Consider the following 21,465-nt stretch of genomic DNA (forward strand, 5'->3'; position numbering starts at 1 on the left):
GCCGGAACGTCTCCGGCTGCGGCTGCGGCGCATGTTCCCGTTGCGGGGGTGCACTCCTGCGGTGGCTTCCCGTTCGATCGCCCGCACCGGGGCGTAGGAATTTCGGAAAATTTTATTAACTTTGCGGCGCGAAAGGAATCAAAACGAATCAAAATCAGATACCCGCTATGGCAACAACCGCAGACATCAAGATCGGCATGTGCATCGAGCTGGACGGCAAGACCTTCCAGATCGTGGACTTCCAGCATGTGAAGCCGGGCAAGGGCCCCGCTTTCGTGCGCACGAAACTCAAGAATCTCGAAAACGGCCGCGTGCTGGACAACACCTTCTCGGCCGGTGCACGCATCGAGCCGGTGCGTGTGGAGCGCCGTCCCTACCAGTTCACCTACGAGGATGACCTGGGTGCGCACTTCATGCACACGGAGACCTTCGAGGAGATCAACATCGACAAGAACCTCATCAACAACTACGACCTGATGGCCGACGGCCAGATCGTCGAGGTGATGTTCCACACGGAGAAGGAGACGGTCCTCTCGGCCGAGCTGCCCCCGATCGTGGACATGGAGGTGACCTATACGGAGCCGGGCGTGAAGGGCGATACGGCGTCGACGAACTCGCTGAAGCCCGCCACGGTCAACACGGGCGCCACGATCCGCGTGCCGCTGTTCATCAACACGGGCGACAAGATCCGCGTCGACACGCGCACGCGCGAGTACTACGAGCGCATCAAGTAATTTCCGGCCTGCGAGGCGGAACGTGTGCGACGGAGGCCCCGATGGGTCCCCGCCGCTTTTTTTTCGGGGCGGCGGGCGGCGGAACCTGCGCGCGGGAGGGGCAGGCCCGGCGCCGGGGCCGGTCAGATGCCGTATTGTCGGCGGTAGCGGATGATGTCGGCCACCGAGACCACCGGATAGCCGTGCGCCGCGGCGAATGCCTCGATCTGCGGACGGCGGGCCATCGTGCCGTCGTCGTTCATCAGCTCGCACAGCACGGCGCAGGGGCGCAGCCCGGCGATCCGGACCAGGTCGACGCTCCCCTCGGTGTGCCCCTGCCGCCCGAAGACCCCGTCGGGATGTGCAACGAGCGGAAAGAGGTGGCCGGGGCGGGCGAGATGCTCCGGACGTGCCGTCTCCGCAATGGCTGTCCGGACGGTCCGGAGCCGGTCGGCGGCCGACACGCCGGTCGTCACCCCGGCGGCCGCCTCGACCGAGACCGTGAAGTTCGTGCCGTAGCGGCTGGTATTGCGGGCCGCCATCGGCGGCAGCTGCAGCGACGCCGCCTTCTCCGCCGTCAGGCAGAGGCAGACGATGCCGCTGCATGCGCGGATCATCAGCGCCATCTGCTGCCGGGTCATCTTTTCGGCGGCGAAGATCAGGTCGCCCTCATTTTCGCGCCCCTCGTCGTCCGTAAGCAGGATGCCGCTGCCCTGCCGCAGGGCCGTGGCGGCCGTTTCGACCCGCCGCAGCGACGGGTCCTCCGAATTTCTCCTTTCCGTTGTCATGGTCTTGCAGAATTTGTTTTCTGCAAAATTAGCGGTGCCGAATCCCGAAACATGCGTTATCTTTGCGGAAGATACTGCTGTTTTTGCACCATGCGCCCGCCCACCCCGATTCTGCTGCACGAAACCGTCATCTGCGGTTTCGATACTTCGTTCGACAGCGAGACCGTTCCGCTCACGCTGCCGTGGCACTGCCACGACGAATACGAATTGATCCACATCACCCGCGGCTGCGGCCGGGAGTTCGTGGCCGGGGCTGTCGAACGTTTCGCGCCGGGGACGCTGACCCTGATCGGCTGCCATACGCCGCACCTGCATCTCGGCGATACGGCGGACGGAGCGTGCGGAATCGTCCGTTTCCCCGAGACCGTCCTGCCCCGTGCCGCGGAACAGATGCCGGAGTTCCGCGGGGTCGTCGCCCTGCTTGCGGAGAGCCGGTGCGGCGTGCGCTTTGCCGCGGAGGCCCCCGCGGAAGGAGGTGCGGCGGAAGCTGCACGCCGCATGCAGGCGCTGGGTGCGATGCGGGGCGTGGAGCGGATTGCGGGGCTCTCGCCGCAAGGCTACCGGGCGGCCCTGCGCCGGACGGTCCTGCCCTCCCCGGCTGAACAGAAGCACTGACGGCCCTATCCCTTGCCCCGGACAAAATGAAACCGGAACTGCACTCTATAAAAAGAGGTGCGGCTCCGGTTTGTCGTTGCGCCCTTCGCCGGGCACGGGCGGATCGGGGGGATCAGTTGATGCGGTAGGCGCGCTGCACCCCTTTGATGCGCATGATCTGGTGGATGAGCGTGTCCACGATGCTGACGCCCGGCACCTCGACGGCGATCGTGCCGTCGATGCAGCCGTTGGCCGCCGTGGCGAAGTTCATCGCGCGGATGTTGAGCTTCAGGTCGCGGCTGATGATCTCGGTGATGTGGTTGACCATGCCCGTGACGTCGGCCGCGACGATGCGCAGCGTGACGCGGAAGGCCCCCTCGGCCGACTGGCGCCAGCGCGCCTCGATGACCCGGTAGGGGTAGTTCTCGCGCATGCGCCGGGCGTTGGGGCAGTCGCAGCGGTGGATCGTGATCCCCGCGTTGATCGTCACGAAGCCGAAGACCTCGTCGCCCTTGATCGGGTTGCAGCAGCGGGCCAGCTTGTACTGTATCTTCGAGATGTCGTCTATGATCAGCGCATCCTGCGACGCGGGCGTCTCCTTCGGCGTGTGCGACGCGGCCTTCTGCCGCTCGGCCTCCGCCGCCGCGGCCCGGCGCTCCTCCTCGGCCGCACCCGACAGGTGGCGCGTGAGCAGCTCCTTGATCGTCCCGAAGTCGAGCTTCTGCGTGGCGATCAGCGCGTAGACCTCCGTGCCGAGGCGCAGTTTGAAGTGTTTGGCCAGGTAGGCGACCGCTTCGTCGATCGTGATGCCCAGCTTCCAGTTCTTGAGCTTGCGCTCGAGCTCCTCGCGCCCCATGCGCGTATGCTTGGCCTGCTCCTCGCGGATGTAGGACTTGATCTTGTTGCGTGCCTTCGAGGTGACGACGAACGTCAGCCAGTCGGATTTCGGCGTCTGGTTCTTCTGCGTGAGAATCTCGACGATGTCGCCGTTGTGCAGGACCTCGCGGATCGATGCGGCGCGGTTGTTGACCTTGCCGCCCACGCACGTCGCGCCGAGCGACGTGTGGATGTCGAAGGCGAAGTCGAGCAGCGTCGCCCCCTCGGGCAGCTTGCGCAGGTCGCCGTTGGGCGTGAAGACGAAAATCTCGCCCGATGCCGGCTTGGCGTCGAAGCGCTGTGCCAGCGAGTGGGTCGTGTCCTCCATCAGTTCGCGCAGGCGCCCCAGCCACATCTCGCTGGTCTGGGCCCCCTGGTTCACCCCCTTGTAGCGCCAGTGCGCCGCGATGCCGCGCTCGGCCACGGCGTCCATGCGCTCGGTGCGGATCTGCACCTCGACCCAGCGTCCCTCGGCCGAGACGGTCGTGTGCAGCGACTCGTAGCCGTTCGACTTGGGGATCGAGATCCAGTCGCGCATGCGGTTCGGATTGGGCGTGTAGAAGTCCGTGACGATCGAGAAGACGGTCCAGCACTGGGCCTTCTCCTCCTTGGGCGGGCAGTCGATGATGATGCGGATGGCGAAGATGTCGTAGACCCCCTCGAACGGCACGTGCTGCTTGTGCATCTTGTTCCAGATCGAGAAGATCGACTTCGTGCGGCTCTTGACGTGGTACTTGAATCCCTGTTCGTCGAGACGCTGCGTGATCGGCACCAGGAAGCGCGCGATGAAGGCCCGCCGCTCCTCGGCGCTCTCCTCGAGCTTCGTGACGATGTGCTCGTAGTCCTTCGGCTCGAGGTACTTGAGCGCGATGTCTTCCAGTTCGCTCTTGATCGCGTAGAGGCCCAGCTTGTGGGCGATCTGCGCGTAGAGGTTCATCGCCTCCCAGCTCTTCTTGCGCCATTTTTCGCGCGGGAACATCCCGAGCGAGCGCATCACCTCGAGGCGGTCGGCCAGCTTGATGAGGATCACGCGCGGGTCCTCGGAGTAACTGACGATCAGGTCGCGGAAGTTGTCGGCCTGCTCCTTGGCCACCTTGAGCCGCAGTTCGGAGATGTTCGCCAGCCCCATGGTGATGCCCACGACTTGCTCGCCGAAGCGGTCGCGGATGTCGGCCGTCAGCGCGAGGAACTCCTCGGGCGTGGAGTGCTTGTGGGCGATGCGCACGACGTCGTGCAGGATCGACGAGAGCGTGGAGTTGCGGCCGAGACCCACTTCGGAGATCACGATCGAGGCGACGGCCACCCCGTGGTCGAGCAGCGGCGTGCCGTCGTAGCGCCGGAGGCCGTCGAGCTTTTCGGCGGCATACGTCAGCGCCTCGTCCACGAGCCGCTGTGTCTGCTCCGAGAAGTTCCCGCGCACCGTCGTGCGGAGTTTTTCATACCGTGAAACGTCCATTTTATCGAACCTAATTAACCTTGTCGGCAAAGATATGAAAAAATTTCATAAATTTGGCGCGTCGAACCTTTCCCGCAGCAAGATGGAAAAGAAAAAGCAACCTTACGTACCGACCCTCGGCGAGGAGGTCGCCAACGCGGTGTCGCACGGCGTGATGTCGCTCCTGTCGCTGCTCGCCCTGCCCTTTGCGGCCGTGTGGGCCTATACGCACGACAGCGACGGCCTGCTGGCCGCCGTCTCGGTGAGTGTTTTCGTCATCTCGATCTTCCTGATGTTCCTGGCCTCGACGCTCTACCACTCGATGAACCCCTCCTCGCGCCACAAGGAGGTCTTCCACATCCTCGACCACATCTTCATCTACGTGGCCATCGCCGGGAGCTACACGCCCATCGCCCTCTCGGTCATCGGAGGCTGGCAGGGGCTTCTGATCACCGTGCTGCAATGGGTCATGGTGTTGTTCGGCATCTTCTACAAGTCGCTGTCCCGGCGTTCGATCCCGGCCGTGAGCCTGACGATCTACCTCGTGATGGGCTGGACGATCGTCTTCTTCCTGCCGCTCTTCATCCGCCACGCTTCGGTGCCGCTGCTGTGGCTCATCGCCGCGGGCGGCGTGCTCTACACGCTGGGGGCGTGGTTCTACGCCCGCAAGGGGTTCCGCTACCACCACATGGTGTGGCACCTGCTCATCAACCTGGCCGTCGCCTGCCATTTCACCGGCATCGTCTTCTTCCTCTACTGACGCTCCCTGCGCGGCGCGATGCCGTCAGGGCGGGCGCTGCCGGGATCGGATTCCTCATTTCTGGGTATTGCGGCGCGGGCGGGGATGTACGACCTTTGTCCTGACGGAGGGCGCATCTTCCGTCCGAAAACCCGATGATCGATTATGGCGCGAAACTCTTTTTTCAACCGGCTTTTGCAGCACACCCGCTTCCCGGAGGGCTTCTGGGGGCGTTTCATGCTGCGTGGAATGAATCATGAACATGCCCCGCTTCACCGTTGGGGCCTTTCGTTTCTGCCGTTGCAGGCCTCGTGGGCGGTTCTTGACATCGGATGCGGCGGGGGTGCCGTCCTGAAGCGGATTCTCGAGCGTTGTCCCGAAGGAACGGCCTGCGGCGTCGACCCTTCGCCCGAGAGCGTGGCCTTTGCCCGGCGCCGGAACCGGCGTGAACTGGGAACACGCTGTTTCGTCGAGCAGGGATCGGCCGACCGGCTTCCCTGTGCTTCGGAGATGTTCGATGCGGTGACGGCCTTCGAGACGGTCTATTTCTGGGGCGACCTGCCGCGGGCCTTTTCCGAAGTCGGGCGCGTGCTGCGCCCGGGCGGGTATTTCCTGATCGTCTGCGAAGCCGGGGACCCCGGCGAGGCGAGGTGGGTGCGGTGGCCCCGGCGGATCGAAGGCATGACGGTCTATTCGGCCGATGACCTTGCGCGGTACCTTGCCGGGGCGGGCTTCGGCGAGGTCGCTGTGCACCGCCATCCGCGCGGCTGTCTCTGCCTCTCGGCGCGAAAACCGCGCTGACAGTTCCCTATCATCGGCCCCCCCCCTTCCGGCCCTTTTCAGCCCGGGGTCAGTGCTTGTAGACCACGTAGATATGGTCGGCGGGCAGGGCGTAGCGGCGCCGCTCCTCCTCCGTAAGGGACGCGGCGTAGTCGATGTCGGCGGCGTCGAAGCCCGCCCCGCGCAGCCGGTCGGCGTAGTCGGCGCCGTAGATGCGCCGGTGGTCGTACTGCCCGAAGATGCGCGTGCGCTCGTCGGGGTCGGTGATTGTGTCGTCCTCGAAGGTGCGTTCGTAGTCGGGTTCCACGGGCGAGAGCACGATGCCCCAGCCGCCCGGCTTGAGGATGCGGTGCAGCTCGCGCAGCGCCCGTCGGTCGTCGGCCACGTGTTCGAGCAGGTGGTTGCAGAGGATCACATCCACGGAATTGTCCGCCAGGGGAATCTGCTGCACGTCGAAGTGCAGGTCCGCGAGCGGGCTCTCGAGGTCGGCCGTGACATACCGGCCCGGATAGGCGGCGAAGTGGGGCTTCAGGTGGCGCAGGATGCAGACCTCGGGGGCGATGTGGAGCGTGCGGGGATGGCTCTGCAGCAGGTCCGTCTCGCGCGTAAGGTAGAGCCACAGCAGGCGGTGGCGCTCCAGCGAGAGGCAGTGCGGGCAGAGCGCGTTGGCGCGCGAACGCACGTAGCCGTAGGGCAGGAAGCGCCGGTAGTGCGACCCGCAGAGGGGGCACTCGACGCCGCGGCCGCGGTAGAACAGCCCCAGGAGCGGCACGGCCCATCCGGCCAGGCGCTGCAGCACCGGCCGCGGGATGTGGTTCAGGGCCCAGCGGATCAGCCGTTTCATGGCTCCTGCAGGATTTTGCCCACCTCTTCCTCGGCCTTGTGCAGGCGCGCCTTGCACTCGGCGATGAGCTCCGTGGCGCGCTTGACCTCGGCGGCGAGGTTGTCCACCGTGATCTCCTCGCGCTGCAGGCGGTCGAGGATCGATTCGATCTGCGCCATCGCCTCGGCGTATGTCATTGTCTTTTTTGCCATATCTTCGTATCGGTTACCGTTGCCGTGATTGTGCCGTCCGCCAGTTCGATCCCGAGCTCGTCGCCCGGCCGCACGCCGCCCGCGGAGACGACGCCCCGGCCGCCGCTGTGCAGCAGGGCGAAGCCCAGCTTGAGCAGCCGCTCGGGGGCATGGGCCGCCACGACCTCCCCGGCCGAGGCGAGGTACATCCCTTCGTGCGCCAGCCGTTCGCGCACCGCGTCGCGCAGCCGTCCGGGGAGCTGTTCCGCGTGCAGCCGCTCCTGCGCCAGACGTGCGCCGCAGAGCCGTTTCAGTTCGGCCGTGAGGCGCTCCATGTGCAGTTCGGTCGCATGCGTGCGGTTGCGTACCGCGTCGCGCAGCTTGAGGGCCGCCAGCTGGAAGTCGCCCCAGCGGCGTTCCAACTCCTCGGCGAGCCACCCCGCGACGGCCGTCGGGGTCTTCAGCGCGCGGAAGGCCACCATGTCCGCGACGCTGACGTCCTTGTCATGGCCGATGCCCGTGATGACCGGCAGCGGGAACTGTGCGACGTGGTTGCAGAAGCGGTAGGCGTTGAAACAGTTGAGGTCGCTCGCCGCACCGCCGCCGCGGATCAGCACCACGGCGTCGAACTCCTCCGCCCGTTCGGCTACGGCGCACAGCGCCCCGATGATCGACTCCTCGGCCGCCGCACCCTGCATGAAGGCGTCGAAGAGCGTCGTGCGGAAGCGCCACGGGGAGCGTTCGAGCTCCTTGCAGAAGTCGCGGTAGCCCGCGGCCTGGGCGCTCGACACAACGGCGATGCGCTGGATCGCGTCGGGGGCGGGCAGCTGGCGGTTCATCTCCCAGACCCCCTCCTGCTGCAGGCGGAGGATCGTCTGCTGCCGCTGCCGCTCCATGTCGCCCAGCGTGTAGGAGGGGTCGATGTCGGTGATCTGCAGCGAGAAGCCGTATAATTCGTGGTAGTTGACCAGCACCTTGGCCAGGATTTGCAGCCCGGCGGCGAGCCGCTGTCCGGTCTCGGCCTCGAAGCGTGCCGCGATGCGCCCGTAGTGCGAGCGCCAGATCACGGCGCGGGCCTGGGCCGTCGGGACGCCGTTGTCGCCGCCCTTCTCCACCAGGTCGAGGTAGCAGTGGCCCGAGTAGTTGACCTTGATCTCCGAAATCTCGGCACTGACCCACAGCGGCAGGGCGAACCGCTCGTCGAGCGTCCGCTTGACGAGCTGCTGGAGCTCGCGCAGGGTGATGTGCCGGGGTTCCGCCATGTGTTATCCGATCAGGGTGCCGACGGTCAGCAGCGCCCCGAAGAGCATGATGTTGCGGGCCGTCTCGCCGAGGCATACGTTCAGTTCGTCGCCGTGGTCGATGCGCACCATCTTGCGCCACGTGGCGACGTGCAGCACAAGGTAGGGCAGGGGCAGCAGCGCGGCGACGTAGCGGCCCGTAAAGGCGAGCGTGAGGCACAGCACGGCGGCCGCGACGCCGAGCAGCAGGTAGCCCCAGCGCCCGAATGCGGCGCCGAGGGTTACGACGACGGTGCGCTTGCCGCAGCGGGCATCCTCCTCGCGGTCGCGGAAGTTGTTGACCATGAGCATCGTGTCGATGACCAGGCCGCAGGCCAGCGAGGCGATGAGGGCCTCGGTGGTCCAGCTGCCGGTCAGCAGGTAGCTGGTGACGCTCACGGGGATCACGCCGAAGAAGAGGATCACGGCGACGTCCCCCAGTCCGTGGTAGGCCAGCGGCCACGGCCCCGCGGTGTAGAAGTAGGCGAAGACGACGCAGAGCAGCCCCACGGCCACCAGCTCCCAGCCGCCGTAGCGGAGCGTGCCGTGGCGCAGCGCCCAGAAGAGGATGGCGCAGCCCGTGGCGCAGGCCGCGAGGGTGAAGGCGATGATGCCGCCCTTCATGGCCCGCGGGGTGATGTATCCCTTGGCGAAGGCGCGGTCGGGGCCCAGCCTGTCGGGCTGGTCGGCCCCCTTGAGGAAGTCCCAGAGGTCGTTTACGAGGTTGGCCGTGCATTGCATCAGCACGGCGAAGAGCAGGCACAGCAGGGTCGGCAGCGGGTGGAAAACCCCGTTGGTCCAGGCCAGCGCCGCGGCCACGAGGACGAGAATTACCGAATTGCCCAGACTGTAGGGCCGGACGGCCAGTACCCAGGCGGAGAGGGAGTTTGTTTTCATGGTCGGATTAGTTTTGGGCCGGGCCGGGGCGTGTCGGCGTCAGCGGATTACCAGTTCGATCTGTCGGGGCAGGCGTTTGCCCTCGGGTAGTTGTATACGCAATACTCCTTCGCTGTCCACCGCGCGGCCGTTCTTGATGGCGGGGCGCCAGCGCGGCGCCTCCTCCACGGCCTTCAGGACGCGGCGTTTCAGACGGTTGTCCGTAGATTCGAGTTCGTCCTCGACGATGGTCTCCCCCTCGGCCGTGATGCGGTAGCGCAGCACGACACGTGCCGCGGGTTCGCGTTCGTCCCAGCGGACCTGCCGGGCGATGTAGCTGCCGAACGAGATGCTGTCGGCCCCGAAGCGGGCCGGTTCGTCGTAGCGCAGCGTCACGAGAATCACGCCGTTCGAGGCTTCGGGCCCGAAGCGGGCAATCGACTCCTCGTCGGCCGGAAGCTCCTCGACCAGCTCGATGTCGTCGGGCGGGATCGAGGCGATGTCGTCGGTCGGGGTTCCGTTGACGATGTACAACGGGCGTTGCGCGGCGACGGAGAGTGTCGCCGCGCAGCAGACGCATGCGAGAAGCGGTCGTATCATGTCTCGGTTCCCTGTTTTCTGTATCAAACGGGCTCTCGGGGCATTTTATTGCCTGCCGCGGGGGTTGCGGAGCGTCGCCGGAGAGCCGGGCGCCGTTTTTGTCGGGCGCCCCTATTCGTCGGATGCTCCCGCCTTCGTCGGAAGCCTCCTTCTTACCCCCCCCCTGGCAGCCCCTCCTGCCCGGTGGCGGATCAGAGCTCGCTCTCCTTCAGGCGCTCGGCATTCTCGGCCACAATCAGGTGGTCGATGCAGTCCTGGATGTCGCCGTCCATGAAGGCCGCGAGGTTGTAGATTGTGTAGTTGATGCGGTGGTCGGTGATGCGCCCCTGCGGGTAGTTGTAGGTGCGGATCTTGGCCGAGCGGTCGCCCGTCGAGACCATCGTCTTGCGCTTCGAGGCAATCTCGTCGAGGTACTTCGAGTATTCGAGGTTGAAGACGCGCGTGCGCAGCTCCTCGAAGGCCTTGTCGAAGTTCTTGAGCTGCGACTTCTGGTCCTGGCACTGCACGACGATGCCCGTGGGGATGTGGGTCAGGCGGATGGCCGAGTAGGTCGTGTTGACCGACTGCCCGCCGGGGCCCGAGGCGCAGAAGATGTCCTTGCGGATGTCGTTCATCGAGATTTCGACGTCGAACTCCTCGGCTTCGGGCAGCACGGCCACCGAGGCGGCCGACGTGTGCACGCGGCCCTGCGTCTCGGTCTGCGGGACGCGCTGCACGCGGTGCACGCCCGACTCGTACTTGAGCGTGCCGTAGACGTTCTGTCCCGTGACCTTCATCACGACCTCCTTGTAACCGCCCGCGGCGCCCTCCGAAGCCGAGGTGATCTCGTAGCGCCACCCCTTCGACTCGATGTACTTGGTGTACATGCGCAGCAGGTCGCCGGCGAAGATCGCGGCCTCGTCGCCGCCCGTGCCGCCGCGGATTTCGACGATGGCGTTCTTCGAATCCTGCGGGTCCTTCGGGATGAGCAGCAGCTTGATCTCCTCCTCCATGCGTGCGAGCTCGGGCTCGAGCTCCGAGATCATCTCGCGGGCCATCTCGCGCATCTCCTCGTCCTTGTCGTTGGCCAGCGTGTCCTTCGCTTCGGCAAGGTTGGCCAGCGCCGTGCGGTAGCGCTCCGAGGTCTCGATGATCGGCTCCAGCTCCTTGTACTCCTTGGTCAGGGCGACGAACTGCTTGACGTCGGCGATCACTTCGGGGTCGGTGAGCTTCTGCCCTGTCTCCTCGTATTTGAGTTTCAGCCCGTCCAGGCGGTTGAGAATGGTGTTGTCTGCCATAAAAATATATCGTGTGCGTTGTTTTCCGTGCAAAGATACGAAAAAGAGCGAATATGCCGACAGCCGACCCGTGCCGGAGCGAAAAAATATCGTTTCCGCCCTGTCCGACCCGCCCTGCCGTGCCGCCTGCTGCGGTTTTCGCCCTGCCGCCAGTTGCGGTTCCCGCCGTGCTGCTGTGCTGTCGTGCCGTGCTGTCGTGCCGTGCTGCCGGCCGCATGGACTGTCGCCCGATCTGTCTGCGCCGTTCGAAGCAGCGCCCCGCTTCCGGACATCCGCTCCGGAAGCGGGGCGCAGAGGGGGCCGGGAGGCGTGTTACTTCCCGACGGAGATCATCTCGACGGGCTGCTGCTGCACGTGGTCGAGCGGGTGCGACTGGTAGCCGACACTCCCGAAGTCGATCGTCGAGAGGTCGATGCAGCGGATCGTGTTGTTGTAGGCCGTCTTGTAGTAGACGCGGCGATGGGTCAGGTCGATGGCCGAGGTCCACTGCGTGGCGCTCGGGATGTCGGGGCTCTGACCCTCGGTGTGGTCGATGCCGATGGGAATGTCGAAGTTGTTGAGCAGGTGGAAACACTCCTGCACCGTCTCGAAGGCCGTGGCGCGCTGCGGGGCCGTGGCGCGGTAGAAGGCCGCCCGCACGAAGCGCGACGGCGGCGTCGCGTCGCCCGGCAGACCGAGGAATCCCGAGTTGGCACCCGTGGGGCGCAGCGTCAGATCGCCCAGCTGCCGGTTCGGGGCGCTGCCCGAGTGGAGGTTGATGTAGTTGTTCAGGTTCGTGAGCTGCCACGGAAAGCCGGGAGCGTTGGTCAGCACGCCCACCTCGTTCTCGTAGAAGTGGGGCACGCCGTCGACAATCTCCAGCACGACCTGCCGGCCCGAAGGCTCGCCGATGCGCCAGTGCACGACCGAACCGGGATAGAGCCCGACAACGCGCACCTTGGCCAGCCCGGCCTTCGCCTCGTCGATCGTGGCGAACTGCGAGAGCATCCAGGCGGCCAGCTGCAGGTCGACGACCGTGCGGCTGTTCCGTGCGGCGTCGTAGGCTTCGTAGCCACCGTACTGCGGGAAGAAGAAGAGCCCGGCCGAGAGCCCCGCCTCGTTGATTCCCTCGGCGATGAACTCCTTCTGCACGACGGCGAGCCCCACGACGCCGTAGCGGGCCGTGAAGGACAAACCGTCGGCCTGACCGCCCGGAACGAGGGCGCGCAGCTGCTGCCCGCGCGGGATGATGACGTATTCGCTTTCGAGGGCGCTGTTGGCCCATTCGATGGTGCGCGACTGCACGTAGCTGCCGTCTTTGGCCGTCAGGGCGATGCCTGTGCAGGCGAGAGCCGGCACGATGCCGCCGCAAAGCACGGTCGACATCCATGTGAGAAGATGTTTTTTCATGATTGTTTGCTGTTTTGTCCGATATTTGCCGTACCCAAATTTCGTGCAAATATTCGGAAAAAGCAACAGCCGGAGTGACTGTATGGCTGCGGCATGCGTTTTTTGCACCGACTTTGTTATCTTTGTCAGGCAAACGTTACGGAGATGGAGACGCTTTATCAATGGCTCGGAACGGTCAACGACCTGTTGTGGTCGTATCTGCTGGTGGCGGCGCTGCTCGGCTGCGCCCTGTGGTTCACCTTTGCCACGCGCGGCGTGCAGTTCCGCATGCTGGGCGAGATGCTGCGCGTGCTGGGCGAGTCGGCCGGCAGCGGCCCCCGCGGCGAGCGGCACGTCTCCTCGTTTCAGGCCTTCGCCGTGTCGCTGGCCAGCCGCGTCGGCACGGGCAATCTGGCCGGTGTGGCCACGGCAATCGTCGTCGGAGGCCCCGGGGCGGTCTTCTGGATGTGGGTCATCGCCCTGCTCGGGGCCTCGAGCGCCTTCATCGAGTCGACGCTCGCCCAGCTCTACAAGCGGCGCGGCCACGACTCCTTCGTCGGCGGGCCGGCCTACTACATGGAACGCGGGCTGGGCCGCCGCTGGATGGGCGTGCTCTTCGCCGTGCTGATCTCCGTGACCTTCGGCTTCGCCTTCAACTCCGTGCAGAGCAATACGATCTGTGCGGCCTGGGAGGGGGCTTTCGGTGTGGACCACCGCTGGATGGGCGTCGGGCTCACGGTGCTGACGCTCGGCGTGATCTTCGGCGGCATCCACCGCATCGCACGCGTCAGCAGCCTTGTCGTCCCCGTCATGGCGCTGGGGTACATCGCGCTGGCGCTGGGCATCGTGCTCTTCAACCTCGGGCGGCTGCCCGAGGTGCTCGAACTCATCGTCGCCAATGCCTTCGGCTGGGAACAGGCCTTCGGCGGCACGGTCGGCGCGGCGCTGATGCAGGGCATCAAGCGGGGACTGTTCAGCAACGAGGCCGGCATGGGCTCGGCGCCGAACGTCGCCGCCACGGCGCATGTCTCGCACCCCGTAAAGCAGGGGCTGATCCAGGCCCTCGGGGTCTTCACCGACACGCTGCTCATCTGCACCTGCACGGCCTTCATCATCCTCTTCGGCGGCGTGCCCGACGCCTCGCTCAACGGCATCCAGCTCACGCAGGCGGCGCTGGTCAGCGAGGTAGGGCCCCTGGGCGGGCTCTTCGTCGCCGTGGCGATCTTCCTCTTCGCCTTCTCGTCGATTATCGGCAACTACTACTACGGCGAGGCCAACATCCGCTTCATCACGCGGCGGCGCGGCGTGCTGACGGCCTACCGGCTGCTGGTCGGGGGCATGGTGCTCTTCGGGTCGTTTGCGGCCCTCGACCTGGCGTGGAGCCTTGCCGACGTGACGATGGCCCTGATGACGCTCTGCAACCTCGTGGCCATCGTCCTGCTGGGGCGTCAGGCGCTGTGGCTGCTGGCCGACTACCGGGCCCAGCGGCGGCAGGGTGTCAAAAATCCGGTCTTCACCAAAGACCGGATTCCGGCGCTGCGTGACAAGGCGGAATGCTGGTAGTCCGTCCTGGCTCTACGTCTCTTTTCTACTTTGGTATTATCAAAGGGAATTCCTATTTGTTAGCCCTTTGCGAGTATTTATAACATTCTTTATCACCAATATAGCGCCAATTAAAATAAAAGGGATACTCAATAATTGCCCCATGTTGAAAGATAGTGAATCTTCGAACCCTTTTTGATTTTCTTTGGTGTATTCCAAAAGAAAGCGCATGAAAAATATGCCAATTCAGGGAATTATTGCCCCGACTATAGCCGTTATATATAAATAATTATTTCTGTCACAGCCCTGTTTGTCGGAGTTTTCGCTTTTGCGTATCTTTGCGGCGTGAATCAAAAATCCGAAACATGGAAGAATTGACCCTGACGACCCCGGCCCTGCTCTTTTCGGCCGTATCGCTGATCCTGCTCGCCTACACCAACCGTTTCCTCTCCTATGCGCAGCTCGTGCGCACGCTCAAGGAGCAGCACCTCCAGCACCCCTCGAAGGTGACCCGTGCGCAGATCGACAACCTGCGCCGCCGCCTGCACCTCACGCGCACGATGCAGATTCTCGGCGTCACGAGCCTCTTCCTGTGCGTCGTGACGATGTTCCTGATCTATGTCGGATTCATGCACACCTCCGCCTGGGTCTTCGGTGCGGCGCTGCTGCTGCTGATCGCCTCGCTCGGCGTCTCGATCCGCGAAATCCAGATTTCGGTCCGGGCTCTCGACATCCACCTGCGCGACATGGAGCGCTGAAAAACGAAGATGCCGCGACGTCGCGTCGCTGCATCTCCCACTAACCCGTTTATGTAACCTAAAACCAACTTGCGGGAGGGGCGTTCCCTGACCCGCGCTGCAAAGATACGGGGCCGCCATTGCATTGCGATGACGGCCCCGTTTCGTTTGCGTTACGTTTTGTCTATCCGGCAGCCTGCTGCTTGTGTTCGAGGAAGTAGGTCTGCGACTTGAGCAGGTTGCGCGCCTGGAGCACCATCGTCTTCGTCTCGTTGAGGATCGTCAGGTAGAGGACGCTGGCCCGCGTGCTGGTCGCCGGGTCGTCGTGGATGCGGCGCAGCTGGCTCTTGATCGCCTCGACGATCGTCTCGAAGAGCCGGTCGCGCATCTCGAGCACCACCTCCAGCTCCGAGAAGTCCTTGGTCGCGAGCATGCCGTTGATCTTGACGAAGATGGCCTCCACCTGGTCGTTCACGCGCATCAGGTCGACGATCTGCTCCTTCGACAGCCCCTCGTGGTTGTTGTCGATGTGTTCGTAGGCCGGCCGCGTGATGTGGATCAGCGCCTTGGTCACCTCCGAGAGGTAGTCGACCACCTGCACGTAGAAGTGCCCCGTGTCGATGTCGCAGCGCTGCAGGCGGCGCAGCGTCGGCATGATGCCGTACTTGCGGGTGCGGGCCTCCCCGAAGAGGCGGTCCGACGACTGCACCATCTCGCGGAGCACCTTGCGGTTCTCCTTGAAGACCGCCACGAGCGTGCGGTTGTAGATGCGCGTCACCTCCTGCATCGTTGCGCAGACCTCGCCGATGCAGGCGCAGAGCACCTCGTCGGGGGTCTCGGCCCCTTCGAGCGGCTCGCGGGCGGCGGCCTCCTGCTTCAGTTCGGGCGTCTTGCGGTGGCTGCGCACGAGCAGCCAGGCGCAGAAGGCCGTGAGGGCCACGGCGGCGATCCAGCCGCCCCAGAGCAGCAGGGCCGTGACGCCGAGGGCGATGACGAAGCCGCCCAGGGCCGTGACGAACCAGCCCGAGATGACGGCCATGACGCCCGTGATGCGGTATACGGCGCTTTCACGCCCCCACGAACGGTCGGCGAGCGACGAGCCCATCGCCACCATGAAGACGACGTAGGTCGTCGACAGGGGCAGCTGGTAGGAGGTGCCGATGGCGATGAGGATCGAGGCCGCGGAGAGGTTCACCACGGCGCGGATCATGTCGTACTGCGCGGCCGAGCGCTCCTCGACGGGCAGCGGCTCGAAGCGGCGGTCGATGGCCCGCTGCACGCGTGCCGGAACGAGTCCCGACCAGAGGTGGTTGGCCATGAGCGTCAGCCGCACGAGGCCGCGCGAGATCATCGTCGAGCCGAAGCGCTCCTCCTCCTCGTGCTGCGAGGCGAGCGAGAGCTCGGTCTCGGCCACGTGCTGCGACTTCTTCGAGAAGAAGAGCGTCAGCACCATGATCAGGCCCGAGAGCCCGAGCAGCAGGAAGTCGGCGCGGGCGGGCTGGGCGAGTCCGTCCATCATGATCGATTCGGAGCCGGCCTCACGGGCGATCTGCCAGGCGTCGTAGCCGGCCAGCGGCACGCCGATGAAGTTCACCAGGTCGTTGCCCGCAAAGGCGAGGGCCAGGGCGAAGGTGCCCGAGAGGATCGTGATGCGCATGATGTTCAGATGCAGGCGCTGGAAGATCCACAGCACGAGCGAGGCGACGACCCAGAAGCAGAAGAGCGTCAGCAGGACGTGCTCGCCGACATACTCCGTGATCGACGCGGGGATGAGTCCCGAGCTCTTCAGCCCTTTGAAGAGGGCGAAGTAGAGGATGCCGGCCAGCGAGATGCCGCACCAGACGGAGCCCCAGCGGCGGAAGGCCGCGGCGTAGCGGAACGAGAAGATGAGCCGCGAGATGTACATGAAGAGCAGTCCGGCGAAGAAGGCCAGCGCCACCGAGACGAGGATCGCCGCGATGATGACCATCGCCTTGCCCGTGTTGATGAACTGCGAGAGGTCCTGCAGCGTGAAGGCCGGGTCGTCGGCGATGCGGAAGAGCGCGGCGGCGACGGCGGCGCCCAGCAGGCCGAAGACCATCGACACGGTGGTCGAGGTGGGCAGTCCGAGCGTGTTGTAGAGGTCGAGCAGCAGGACGTTGCCGAGCATCATGCCCAGAAAGAGCATCATGATCTGCGGGAAGGAGAACTGCGCGGGGTAGAAGACGCCGTTGCGGGCCACCTCCATCATGCCGCTCGAGGTGAACGTGCCGACGAGGATGCCGGCCGCGGCAACCCAGAGGATGACCTTGCGCGGCGCGACCTTCGAGCCGATGGCCGAATTGAGGAAGTTGATGGCGTCGTTGGCGACGCCCACGACGATGCCCATGACGGCCAGCAGGCCGAGGACAACGACGATGAAGATGAAAATCGGAGACATGGGTTTGTATCGGTTGTTTTCTGGTACAAAGGTCTGAAACGGATGTTACAAAACCGTTACGGAACCGTTGCGCGACGATGAATGTTTGCGCAGCGTGAAGCGGAATTCCAGTCCTCCCTCGCGGCGGTTGCGCACCGAGATCGTGCCGCCGTGGATCGCCACGGCGTTGCGGACGATGGCCAGCCCGAGCCCCGTGCCGCCCAGCTTGCGCGAGCGACCCTTGTCGATGCGGTAGAAGCGTTCGAACAGATGGGGCAGGTGCTCCTCGTCGACGCCGATGCCGTTGTCGGCGAAGAGGATCGTGCACTCCCGGTCGTTGTCGTCCTCCAGGCGGATGAAGATGTCGCGCCCGCCCGAGTAGGCCGCGGCGTTGTCCGCGAGGTTGCGGAAGACGGAGCCCAGCAGCGAGGGGCTCCCCTCGACCGTCACGCGGTGCGGGAAGTCGACGTGGACGCGCAGCCGCTGTTCGGCGGGCCGCAGCTCCATGTCGGCCGCGACGTCGGCGATCAGGTCGTTCAGCACGACGGGCTCGCGGCGGATCAGCTCGCTGCCCTCGTCCATGCGCGTGATGGTCCCCACGTCCGCCAGCAGGCGGCGCAGCCGCTCGGCCTGCGCGGCGCTCTTTTCGAGAAAGTCCGTGCGGCGCGCGGCGTCGAGCCCCGGGTTGGCGAGCAGCGTCTCCAGGTAGCCGCGGATCGCCGCCACGGGGGTCTTCAGCTCGTGGTTGATGTTGTTGGTCAGCTGTTTCTTGATGCGGATCTTCTCCTGCTCCTCGTGCAGCGCCAGGGCGTGCTCGCGGTCGCGGTCGGCGGCCGTCTGCTGCAGCGTGGCGTAGAGGCGCACGATGTGGTTCGAGATGTCGCCCAGCTCGTCGTGCGGGAAGGTCTCCTCGACGTCGATCTGTTCGCCGCGCTCGGCCCGTTCGGCAAATTCGTTCAGGCGCGTGATGTTGTGGCCGAGGCGCCGCGTGGCGAAGTAGGCCGCGATGCTCATCAGCAGCGTGATGGCCAGCATGAACCAGAGGAACTCGCGGTCGGCGGCGAGCACCTCGCGCAGCGTCACCGAATAGGGCACGGCCGAGCGGACGATGCAGCGCTCGCCGCGCATGGCCGAGTAGAAGTAGTTGCGGTCGGTGCTTGCCGAGTGGCGGCGGATCGTGTAGCCGGTGCCGCGGGCCAGCGCTCCGGCGATTTCGGGGCGGTCGAGGTGGTTGGCGGCCGTGAGCGTGTCGAGCGACGTGTCGAAGAGCACGCGGCCCGAGAGGTCGATGAGCGTGACGCGCAGGTCGCCGAAGGGTTCGTTGCCGCGGGCGATGAACGTCGCCGGGGCGATGCCTTCGTCGAGGGCGTCGAGCATCCGGAGGTTGAAGAGCTGCAGCCGGGCGTCGAGCCGCTCGGCCTTGAAGTGCCTTTCGCGGCCGTACTGGAAGAGGATGAAGCAGGCGGTCAGCACCCACGAGAAGGTGACGAGCAGCAGGAAGAGCCGCCGGTGGTAGGAGAGCCTACTCCTCAAAGCCGTAGCCATAGCCAAGCCGTGTGACGATGTGTTCGCCGTAGGGTCCGATCTTGCGGCGCAGGCGTGTGATGTTGACGTCGATGGTACGGTCCAGGACGATCACCTCGTCGCTCCACACGCGGTGAAGAATCTCCTCGCGCGAGAAGATCGTGCCGCGGTGCGCGAGCAGCAGGGCCAGGATTTCGAACTCCTTTTTGGTCAGTGCGAGCGGCTCGCCGTCGAGCGTGCAGCGCTTGCTGCGCAGGTCGAGCGCGAGGCCCTCGAACGCCACGGTCTCCTCCTCTTCGTGCGCTCCGGCCGTGCGGCGCAGGACGCTGCGCACGCGGGCCAGCACCTCGCGGATCGAGAAGGGCTTGGCGATGTAGTCGTCGGCCCCGAGGTTGAGCCCCGCCACGGTGTCGTCCTCGGTATCCTTCGCCGTGCAGAAGATCACGGGGACCTTCGCCGTCTCGGGCTTCGACTTGAGGAGCTGCGCCATGCGGAAGCCGCTCATCTCGCCCATCATGACGTCGAGCAGAAGGAGCGAATAGCGTTCGGGGTGCATCTCGAGCGCCTGTTCGGCGCTGTAGGCCACGTCGACCTCGTATCCCTCGACCTCGAGGTTGAACTGCAGGATTTCGCACAGCGACTTCTCGTCGTCGACGACCAGAATCTTGTATTTTGCCATAGCTTCGGGTTTGAATCCGGACCAAAAGTACGCAAGAATCCCGATTGTTACACGTCCGGCGCAAGGAATTAACCGAAATGTAACATGCACCGCCCGCCGGGGTCGCTCCCGGGGCCGTTTCCGCATCGCGGCATCCGGGCCGCCGCCCCGCGCAGCGGCAGCCGGGGCTGTCACCTGCCCGCTGCCGTGTCCGGCCCCGTTGTCGGTCGATCCTTCCGGATGCTCCTCCGCGGGTCGCCTGCCCGGATTCACTCCCGGGAGGGCTCCGGGCCGGTCGGCGTGCCGAGCACCTCCATCTGCTGGCGCACCGACTCCTCGTGGATCGCCTGGTAGACCGTGCGCATGAATTCGCGGTCCATGCCCAGCTCGACGGCCTGTGCCGCACGGCGCTCCAGCAGCTCTTCGTAGCGCTGCGCTTGGAGCACCGGCATGTCGTGCTCCTTCTTGTACTGTCCGATGTCGCGCGAGACGCGCATGCGGCGGGTAAGCAGGTCGAGCAGTTCGTCGTCGATCTTGTCGATCTCGGCCCGCAGTTCGTTGAGGCTTTCGGTCGTGGTGGTCATTTCGCGGATTACGAGGTTGCGGCAGATGTATGCCAGGGTTTCGGGGGTGATCTGCTGCGCCTTGTCGCTCCAGGCGCAGTCGGGGTCGCAGTGGGCCTCGATCACCAGCCCGTCGAAGCCGAGGTCCATGGCCTGCTGCGAGAGCGGAGCGATCAGCTCGCGCTTGCCGCCGATGTGGCTCGGATCGCAGAAGATCGGCAGCTGCGGCAGGCGGCGGTGCAGCTCGATGGGGATGGCCCACATGGGGTGGTTGCGGTAGAGGCTCCGGTCGATCGAGGTGAAGCCGCGGTGGATGACGCCGAGGCGGCGGATACCGGCGTTGTAGATGCGCTGCACGGCGCCGATCCACAGCTCGAGGTCGGGGCTGACGGGGTTCTTGACCAGCACGGGCACGTCCCGCCCGCGCAGCGAGTCGGCGATCTCCTGCATGGCGAAGGGATTGGCGGCGGTGCGGGCGCCGATCCAGAGCAGGTCGACGCCGCCGGCCAGCGCCGCGGTGACATGCTCGTGTGTGGCGACCTCCGTGGCGGTGTACATGCCCGTCTGCTGCTTCACGCGGCGCAGCCACGCCAGTCCTTCGGCGCCCACGCCCTCGAAGCCTCCGGGCTTGGTGCGGGGTTTCCACAGCCCGGCGCGGTAGATGTGCACGCCCTCGGCGGCCAGGGCGCGGGCCGTGCGGAGCACCTGCTCCTCGGTTTCGGCGCTGCACGGCCCGGCGATGAGGAGCGGGCGCCGGGGGTCCATGCAGGGGAAAAGTATCGGTTTGAGATCGTTCATGGCGGTAGGATTTTTATCGGTTTGTTTTTTGGGGTCGGATGGCGGTTTTACAAGTCGGGGGTCGGGCAGGCGGCGTACTCGCCCAGGATGCGGAAGTCGCTCGTCAGCGGCCGTGCGGCGCTGATGGCCTGCCGGTAACGCTCCGCGTCGTCGAAGGCGACGTCGACGTAGAAGAGGTACTCCCACTCGCGCCCGATGACGGGCAGCGACTGTATTTTCGTGAGGTTGATGTCGTAGAAGGCCAGCACGGTGAGCACCTTCGAGAGGCTTCCACGCGTATGGGGCAGTGCGAAGAGCAGCGACGCCTTGTCGATTGGCCCCTGCTGCGGGAACGCCGCGGCGCGCGTGCGGTCGGCGAGCACGAGGAAGCGCGTGAAGTTGTGCCTGTTGGTCTCGATGCCGTGCTCGAGGATCGTGAGGCCGTACATCCGTGCGGCGTCGGCGCCGCAGATCGCCGCGACGCCCTGCGCACCGGTTTCTGCAATCTCGCGGGCGCTGCCCGCCGTGTCGTCGCGCTCGACGACCTTCAGGGCGGGATGCGCCTTCAGGAAGTCGCCGCACTGCATCAGGGCGATGGGGTGGGAGTGCACCTCGCGGATGTCGCCCATCGACTGCCCCGGCAGGGCGGCCGCGACGTGCGAGATGCGGAGCTTCTCCTCGCCGATGACCGTGGCGTGGCTGCGGCGCAGCAGCTCGTGGTTGGGCAGCAGGCTCCCGGCGATGGTGTTCTCGATGGCGGCGATGCCCAGCAGGTCGGGGTCGGTCTCCATGCGGGCGAAGAGTGCGTCGAAACTCGGGCAGGGGACGACCTGCAGCTCCTCGCCCGGAAAGTGGTTCCGGGCGGCCGTCTCGTGGAAACATCCCGCAATGCCCTGTATGGCTATCCGTATCATGGGTTGTCGTTT

20 protein-coding genes and 1 pseudogene are annotated in these 21,465 nt (G+C 65.4%); 6 read left to right on the plus strand and 15 right to left on the minus strand.

All coding sequences use genetic code 11. The features are described from left to right. Positions 1 to 167: 167 nt before the first annotated feature. Positions 168 to 734, plus strand: a complete 567-nt coding sequence (efp, locus tag Q1Y33_RS08795; protein ID WP_300799366.1) for an elongation factor P — start codon at positions 168 to 170, stop codon at positions 732 to 734. Between the two features lie 122 nt (positions 735 to 856). On the opposite strand, the gene ribB is transcribed toward efp, so the two are convergent. Further along, positions 857 to 1,501, minus strand: a complete 645-nt coding sequence (gene ribB / locus Q1Y33_RS08800) for a 3,4-dihydroxy-2-butanone-4-phosphate synthase (RefSeq protein WP_300799367.1) — start codon at positions 1,499 to 1,501, stop codon at positions 857 to 859. Positions 1,502 to 1,591: 90 nt separating this feature from the next. Here ribB and Q1Y33_RS08805 point away from each other — a divergent pair, with 90 nt between their 5' ends. Further along, positions 1,592 to 2,116 carry an AraC family ligand binding domain-containing protein gene (locus Q1Y33_RS08805; protein WP_300799368.1) on the plus strand — a complete coding sequence of 175 codons (525 nt, stop codon included), beginning with the start codon at positions 1,592 to 1,594 and terminating at the stop codon, positions 2,114 to 2,116. A 112-nt stretch (positions 2,117 to 2,228) separates the two neighbouring features. Here the strand turns inward: Q1Y33_RS08805 and Q1Y33_RS08810 are convergent, their stop codons facing one another. Then, the gene (locus Q1Y33_RS08810; RefSeq protein WP_300799369.1) at positions 2,229 to 4,427 is read right to left on the minus strand and encodes a RelA/SpoT family protein; all 2,199 of its coding nucleotides are present in this window, start codon (positions 4,425 to 4,427) and stop codon (positions 2,229 to 2,231) included. Between the two features lie 82 nt (positions 4,428 to 4,509). Between Q1Y33_RS08810 and Q1Y33_RS08815 the strand changes: the two genes are divergently transcribed. Then, positions 4,510 to 5,166, plus strand: coding sequence for a hemolysin III family protein (locus tag Q1Y33_RS08815; protein ID WP_300799370.1), 657 nt, complete (start codon positions 4,510 to 4,512; stop codon positions 5,164 to 5,166). Between the two features lie 228 nt (positions 5,167 to 5,394). Continuing rightward, a complete protein-coding gene (locus tag Q1Y33_RS08820) occupies positions 5,395 to 5,946 on the plus strand; it encodes a class I SAM-dependent methyltransferase (protein WP_363322809.1) in 552 nt (183 codons plus the stop codon). 49 nt (positions 5,947 to 5,995) lie between these two features. Here the strand turns inward: Q1Y33_RS08820 and Q1Y33_RS08825 are convergent, their stop codons facing one another. The 7 genes from Q1Y33_RS08825 to Q1Y33_RS08855 form a co-directional block, all read right to left on the minus strand. Next, positions 5,996 to 6,769 (minus strand): class I SAM-dependent methyltransferase, encoded by a 774-nt coding sequence (locus tag Q1Y33_RS08825; RefSeq protein WP_300799372.1) that lies wholly within the window; start codon positions 6,767 to 6,769, stop codon positions 5,996 to 5,998. Further along, on the minus strand, positions 6,766 to 6,960 hold the full coding sequence (xseB, locus tag Q1Y33_RS08830; protein WP_296112177.1) for an exodeoxyribonuclease VII small subunit: 195 nt from the start codon (positions 6,958 to 6,960) through the stop codon (positions 6,766 to 6,768). The genes Q1Y33_RS08825 and xseB overlap by 4 nt, the downstream gene beginning before the upstream one ends. Further along, a complete protein-coding gene (gene xseA / locus Q1Y33_RS08835; protein WP_300799373.1) occupies positions 6,942 to 8,201 on the minus strand; it encodes an exodeoxyribonuclease VII large subunit in 1,260 nt (419 codons plus the stop codon). The genes xseB and xseA overlap by 19 nt, the downstream gene beginning before the upstream one ends. 3 nt (positions 8,202 to 8,204) lie before the next feature. Beyond that, positions 8,205 to 9,116, minus strand: a complete 912-nt coding sequence (gene menA / locus Q1Y33_RS08840) for a 1,4-dihydroxy-2-naphthoate octaprenyltransferase (protein WP_300799374.1) — start codon at positions 9,114 to 9,116, stop codon at positions 8,205 to 8,207. A gap of 39 nt (positions 9,117 to 9,155) precedes the next feature. After that, positions 9,156 to 9,695 carry a TonB-dependent receptor gene (locus Q1Y33_RS08845; protein WP_300799375.1) on the minus strand — a complete coding sequence of 180 codons (540 nt, stop codon included), beginning with the start codon at positions 9,693 to 9,695 and terminating at the stop codon, positions 9,156 to 9,158. 191 nt (positions 9,696 to 9,886) lie between these two features. After that, the gene (prfA, locus tag Q1Y33_RS08850; protein ID WP_300799376.1) at positions 9,887 to 10,972 is read right to left on the minus strand and encodes a peptide chain release factor 1; all 1,086 of its coding nucleotides are present in this window, start codon (positions 10,970 to 10,972) and stop codon (positions 9,887 to 9,889) included. 312 nt (positions 10,973 to 11,284) lie between these two features. Next, complete coding sequence (locus tag Q1Y33_RS08855; RefSeq protein ID WP_300799377.1) at positions 11,285 to 12,361, minus strand: choloylglycine hydrolase family protein; 1,077 nt, start codon at positions 12,359 to 12,361, stop codon at positions 11,285 to 11,287. A gap of 144 nt (positions 12,362 to 12,505) precedes the next feature. On the opposite strand from Q1Y33_RS08855, the gene Q1Y33_RS08860 reads away from it, so the two are divergent. Beyond that, positions 12,506 to 13,903 (plus strand): alanine/glycine:cation symporter family protein, encoded by a 1,398-nt coding sequence (locus Q1Y33_RS08860; RefSeq protein WP_300799378.1) that lies wholly within the window; start codon positions 12,506 to 12,508, stop codon positions 13,901 to 13,903. A gap of 39 nt (positions 13,904 to 13,942) precedes the next feature. Here Q1Y33_RS08860 and Q1Y33_RS08865 read toward each other — a convergent pair. Beyond that, positions 13,943 to 14,122, minus strand: a pseudogene (locus tag Q1Y33_RS08865) (prolipoprotein diacylglyceryl transferase family protein); the annotation flags it as partial. 125 nt (positions 14,123 to 14,247) lie between these two features. On the opposite strand from Q1Y33_RS08865, the gene Q1Y33_RS08870 reads away from it, so the two are divergent. Further along, positions 14,248 to 14,640 (plus strand): DUF2721 domain-containing protein, encoded by a 393-nt coding sequence (locus tag Q1Y33_RS08870; RefSeq protein WP_300799379.1) that lies wholly within the window; start codon positions 14,248 to 14,250, stop codon positions 14,638 to 14,640. Positions 14,641 to 14,803: 163 nt separating this feature from the next. Here the strand turns inward: Q1Y33_RS08870 and Q1Y33_RS08875 are convergent, their stop codons facing one another. The 5 genes from Q1Y33_RS08875 to Q1Y33_RS08895 form a co-directional block, all read right to left on the minus strand. Further along, positions 14,804 to 17,038: an inorganic phosphate transporter gene (locus Q1Y33_RS08875; protein WP_300799380.1), complete on the minus strand. Its 2,235-nt coding sequence runs from the start codon at positions 17,036 to 17,038 to the stop codon at positions 14,804 to 14,806. A 45-nt stretch (positions 17,039 to 17,083) separates the two neighbouring features. Further along, positions 17,084 to 18,562, minus strand: coding sequence for a HAMP domain-containing sensor histidine kinase (locus Q1Y33_RS08880; RefSeq protein WP_300799381.1), 1,479 nt, complete (start codon positions 18,560 to 18,562; stop codon positions 17,084 to 17,086). Further along, entirely contained in the window at positions 18,540 to 19,220 is a 681-nt protein-coding gene (locus Q1Y33_RS08885; RefSeq protein WP_300799382.1) for a response regulator transcription factor, read from the minus strand. The genes Q1Y33_RS08880 and Q1Y33_RS08885 overlap by 23 nt, the downstream gene beginning before the upstream one ends. 248 nt (positions 19,221 to 19,468) lie before the next feature. Further along, positions 19,469 to 20,560, minus strand: coding sequence for a bifunctional 3-deoxy-7-phosphoheptulonate synthase/chorismate mutase type II (locus Q1Y33_RS08890; protein ID WP_300799383.1), 1,092 nt, complete (start codon positions 20,558 to 20,560; stop codon positions 19,469 to 19,471). Positions 20,561 to 20,607: 47 nt separating this feature from the next. Next, a complete protein-coding gene (locus tag Q1Y33_RS08895) occupies positions 20,608 to 21,453 on the minus strand; it encodes a prephenate dehydratase domain-containing protein (protein WP_300799384.1) in 846 nt (281 codons plus the stop codon). Positions 21,454 to 21,465 lie beyond the last annotated feature (12 nt).

This window comes from uncultured Alistipes sp. (assembly GCF_949296715.1).
In the GTDB taxonomy this organism is placed as follows: domain Bacteria; phylum Bacteroidota; class Bacteroidia; order Bacteroidales; family Rikenellaceae; genus Alistipes.

What these genes read in the sequence shown, in the direction of transcription:
- efp (WP_300799366.1), top strand. Translation starts at nt 168, where the DNA reads ATGGCAACAACCGCAGACATCAAGATCGGCATGTGCATCGAGCTGGAC.
- ribB (WP_300799367.1), bottom strand. Translation starts at nt 1,501, where the DNA reads ATGACAACGGAAAGGAGAAATTCGGAGGACCCGTCGCTGCGGCGGGTC.
- Q1Y33_RS08805 (WP_300799368.1), top strand. Translation starts at nt 1,592, where the DNA reads ATGCGCCCGCCCACCCCGATTCTGCTGCACGAAACCGTCATCTGCGGT.
- Q1Y33_RS08810 (WP_300799369.1), bottom strand. Translation starts at nt 4,427, where the DNA reads ATGGACGTTTCACGGTATGAAAAACTCCGCACGACGGTGCGCGGGAAC.
- Q1Y33_RS08815 (WP_300799370.1), top strand. Translation starts at nt 4,510, where the DNA reads ATGGAAAAGAAAAAGCAACCTTACGTACCGACCCTCGGCGAGGAGGTC.
- Q1Y33_RS08820 (WP_363322809.1), top strand. Translation starts at nt 5,395, where the DNA reads ATGAATCATGAACATGCCCCGCTTCACCGTTGGGGCCTTTCGTTTCTG.
- Q1Y33_RS08825 (WP_300799372.1), bottom strand. Translation starts at nt 6,769, where the DNA reads ATGAAACGGCTGATCCGCTGGGCCCTGAACCACATCCCGCGGCCGGTG.
- xseB (WP_296112177.1), bottom strand. Translation starts at nt 6,960, where the DNA reads ATGGCAAAAAAGACAATGACATACGCCGAGGCGATGGCGCAGATCGAA.
- xseA (WP_300799373.1), bottom strand. Translation starts at nt 8,201, where the DNA reads ATGGCGGAACCCCGGCACATCACCCTGCGCGAGCTCCAGCAGCTCGTC.
- menA (WP_300799374.1), bottom strand. Translation starts at nt 9,116, where the DNA reads ATGAAAACAAACTCCCTCTCCGCCTGGGTACTGGCCGTCCGGCCCTAC.
- Q1Y33_RS08845 (WP_300799375.1), bottom strand. Translation starts at nt 9,695, where the DNA reads ATGATACGACCGCTTCTCGCATGCGTCTGCTGCGCGGCGACACTCTCC.
- prfA (WP_300799376.1), bottom strand. Translation starts at nt 10,972, where the DNA reads ATGGCAGACAACACCATTCTCAACCGCCTGGACGGGCTGAAACTCAAA.
- Q1Y33_RS08855 (WP_300799377.1), bottom strand. Translation starts at nt 12,361, where the DNA reads ATGAAAAAACATCTTCTCACATGGATGTCGACCGTGCTTTGCGGCGGC.
- Q1Y33_RS08860 (WP_300799378.1), top strand. Translation starts at nt 12,506, where the DNA reads ATGGAGACGCTTTATCAATGGCTCGGAACGGTCAACGACCTGTTGTGG.
- Q1Y33_RS08870 (WP_300799379.1), top strand. Translation starts at nt 14,248, where the DNA reads ATGGAAGAATTGACCCTGACGACCCCGGCCCTGCTCTTTTCGGCCGTA.
- Q1Y33_RS08875 (WP_300799380.1), bottom strand. Translation starts at nt 17,038, where the DNA reads ATGTCTCCGATTTTCATCTTCATCGTCGTTGTCCTCGGCCTGCTGGCC.
- Q1Y33_RS08880 (WP_300799381.1), bottom strand. Translation starts at nt 18,562, where the DNA reads ATGGCTACGGCTTTGAGGAGTAGGCTCTCCTACCACCGGCGGCTCTTC.
- Q1Y33_RS08885 (WP_300799382.1), bottom strand. Translation starts at nt 19,220, where the DNA reads ATGGCAAAATACAAGATTCTGGTCGTCGACGACGAGAAGTCGCTGTGC.
- Q1Y33_RS08890 (WP_300799383.1), bottom strand. Translation starts at nt 20,560, where the DNA reads ATGAACGATCTCAAACCGATACTTTTCCCCTGCATGGACCCCCGGCGC.
- Q1Y33_RS08895 (WP_300799384.1), bottom strand. Translation starts at nt 21,453, where the DNA reads ATGATACGGATAGCCATACAGGGCATTGCGGGATGTTTCCACGAGACG.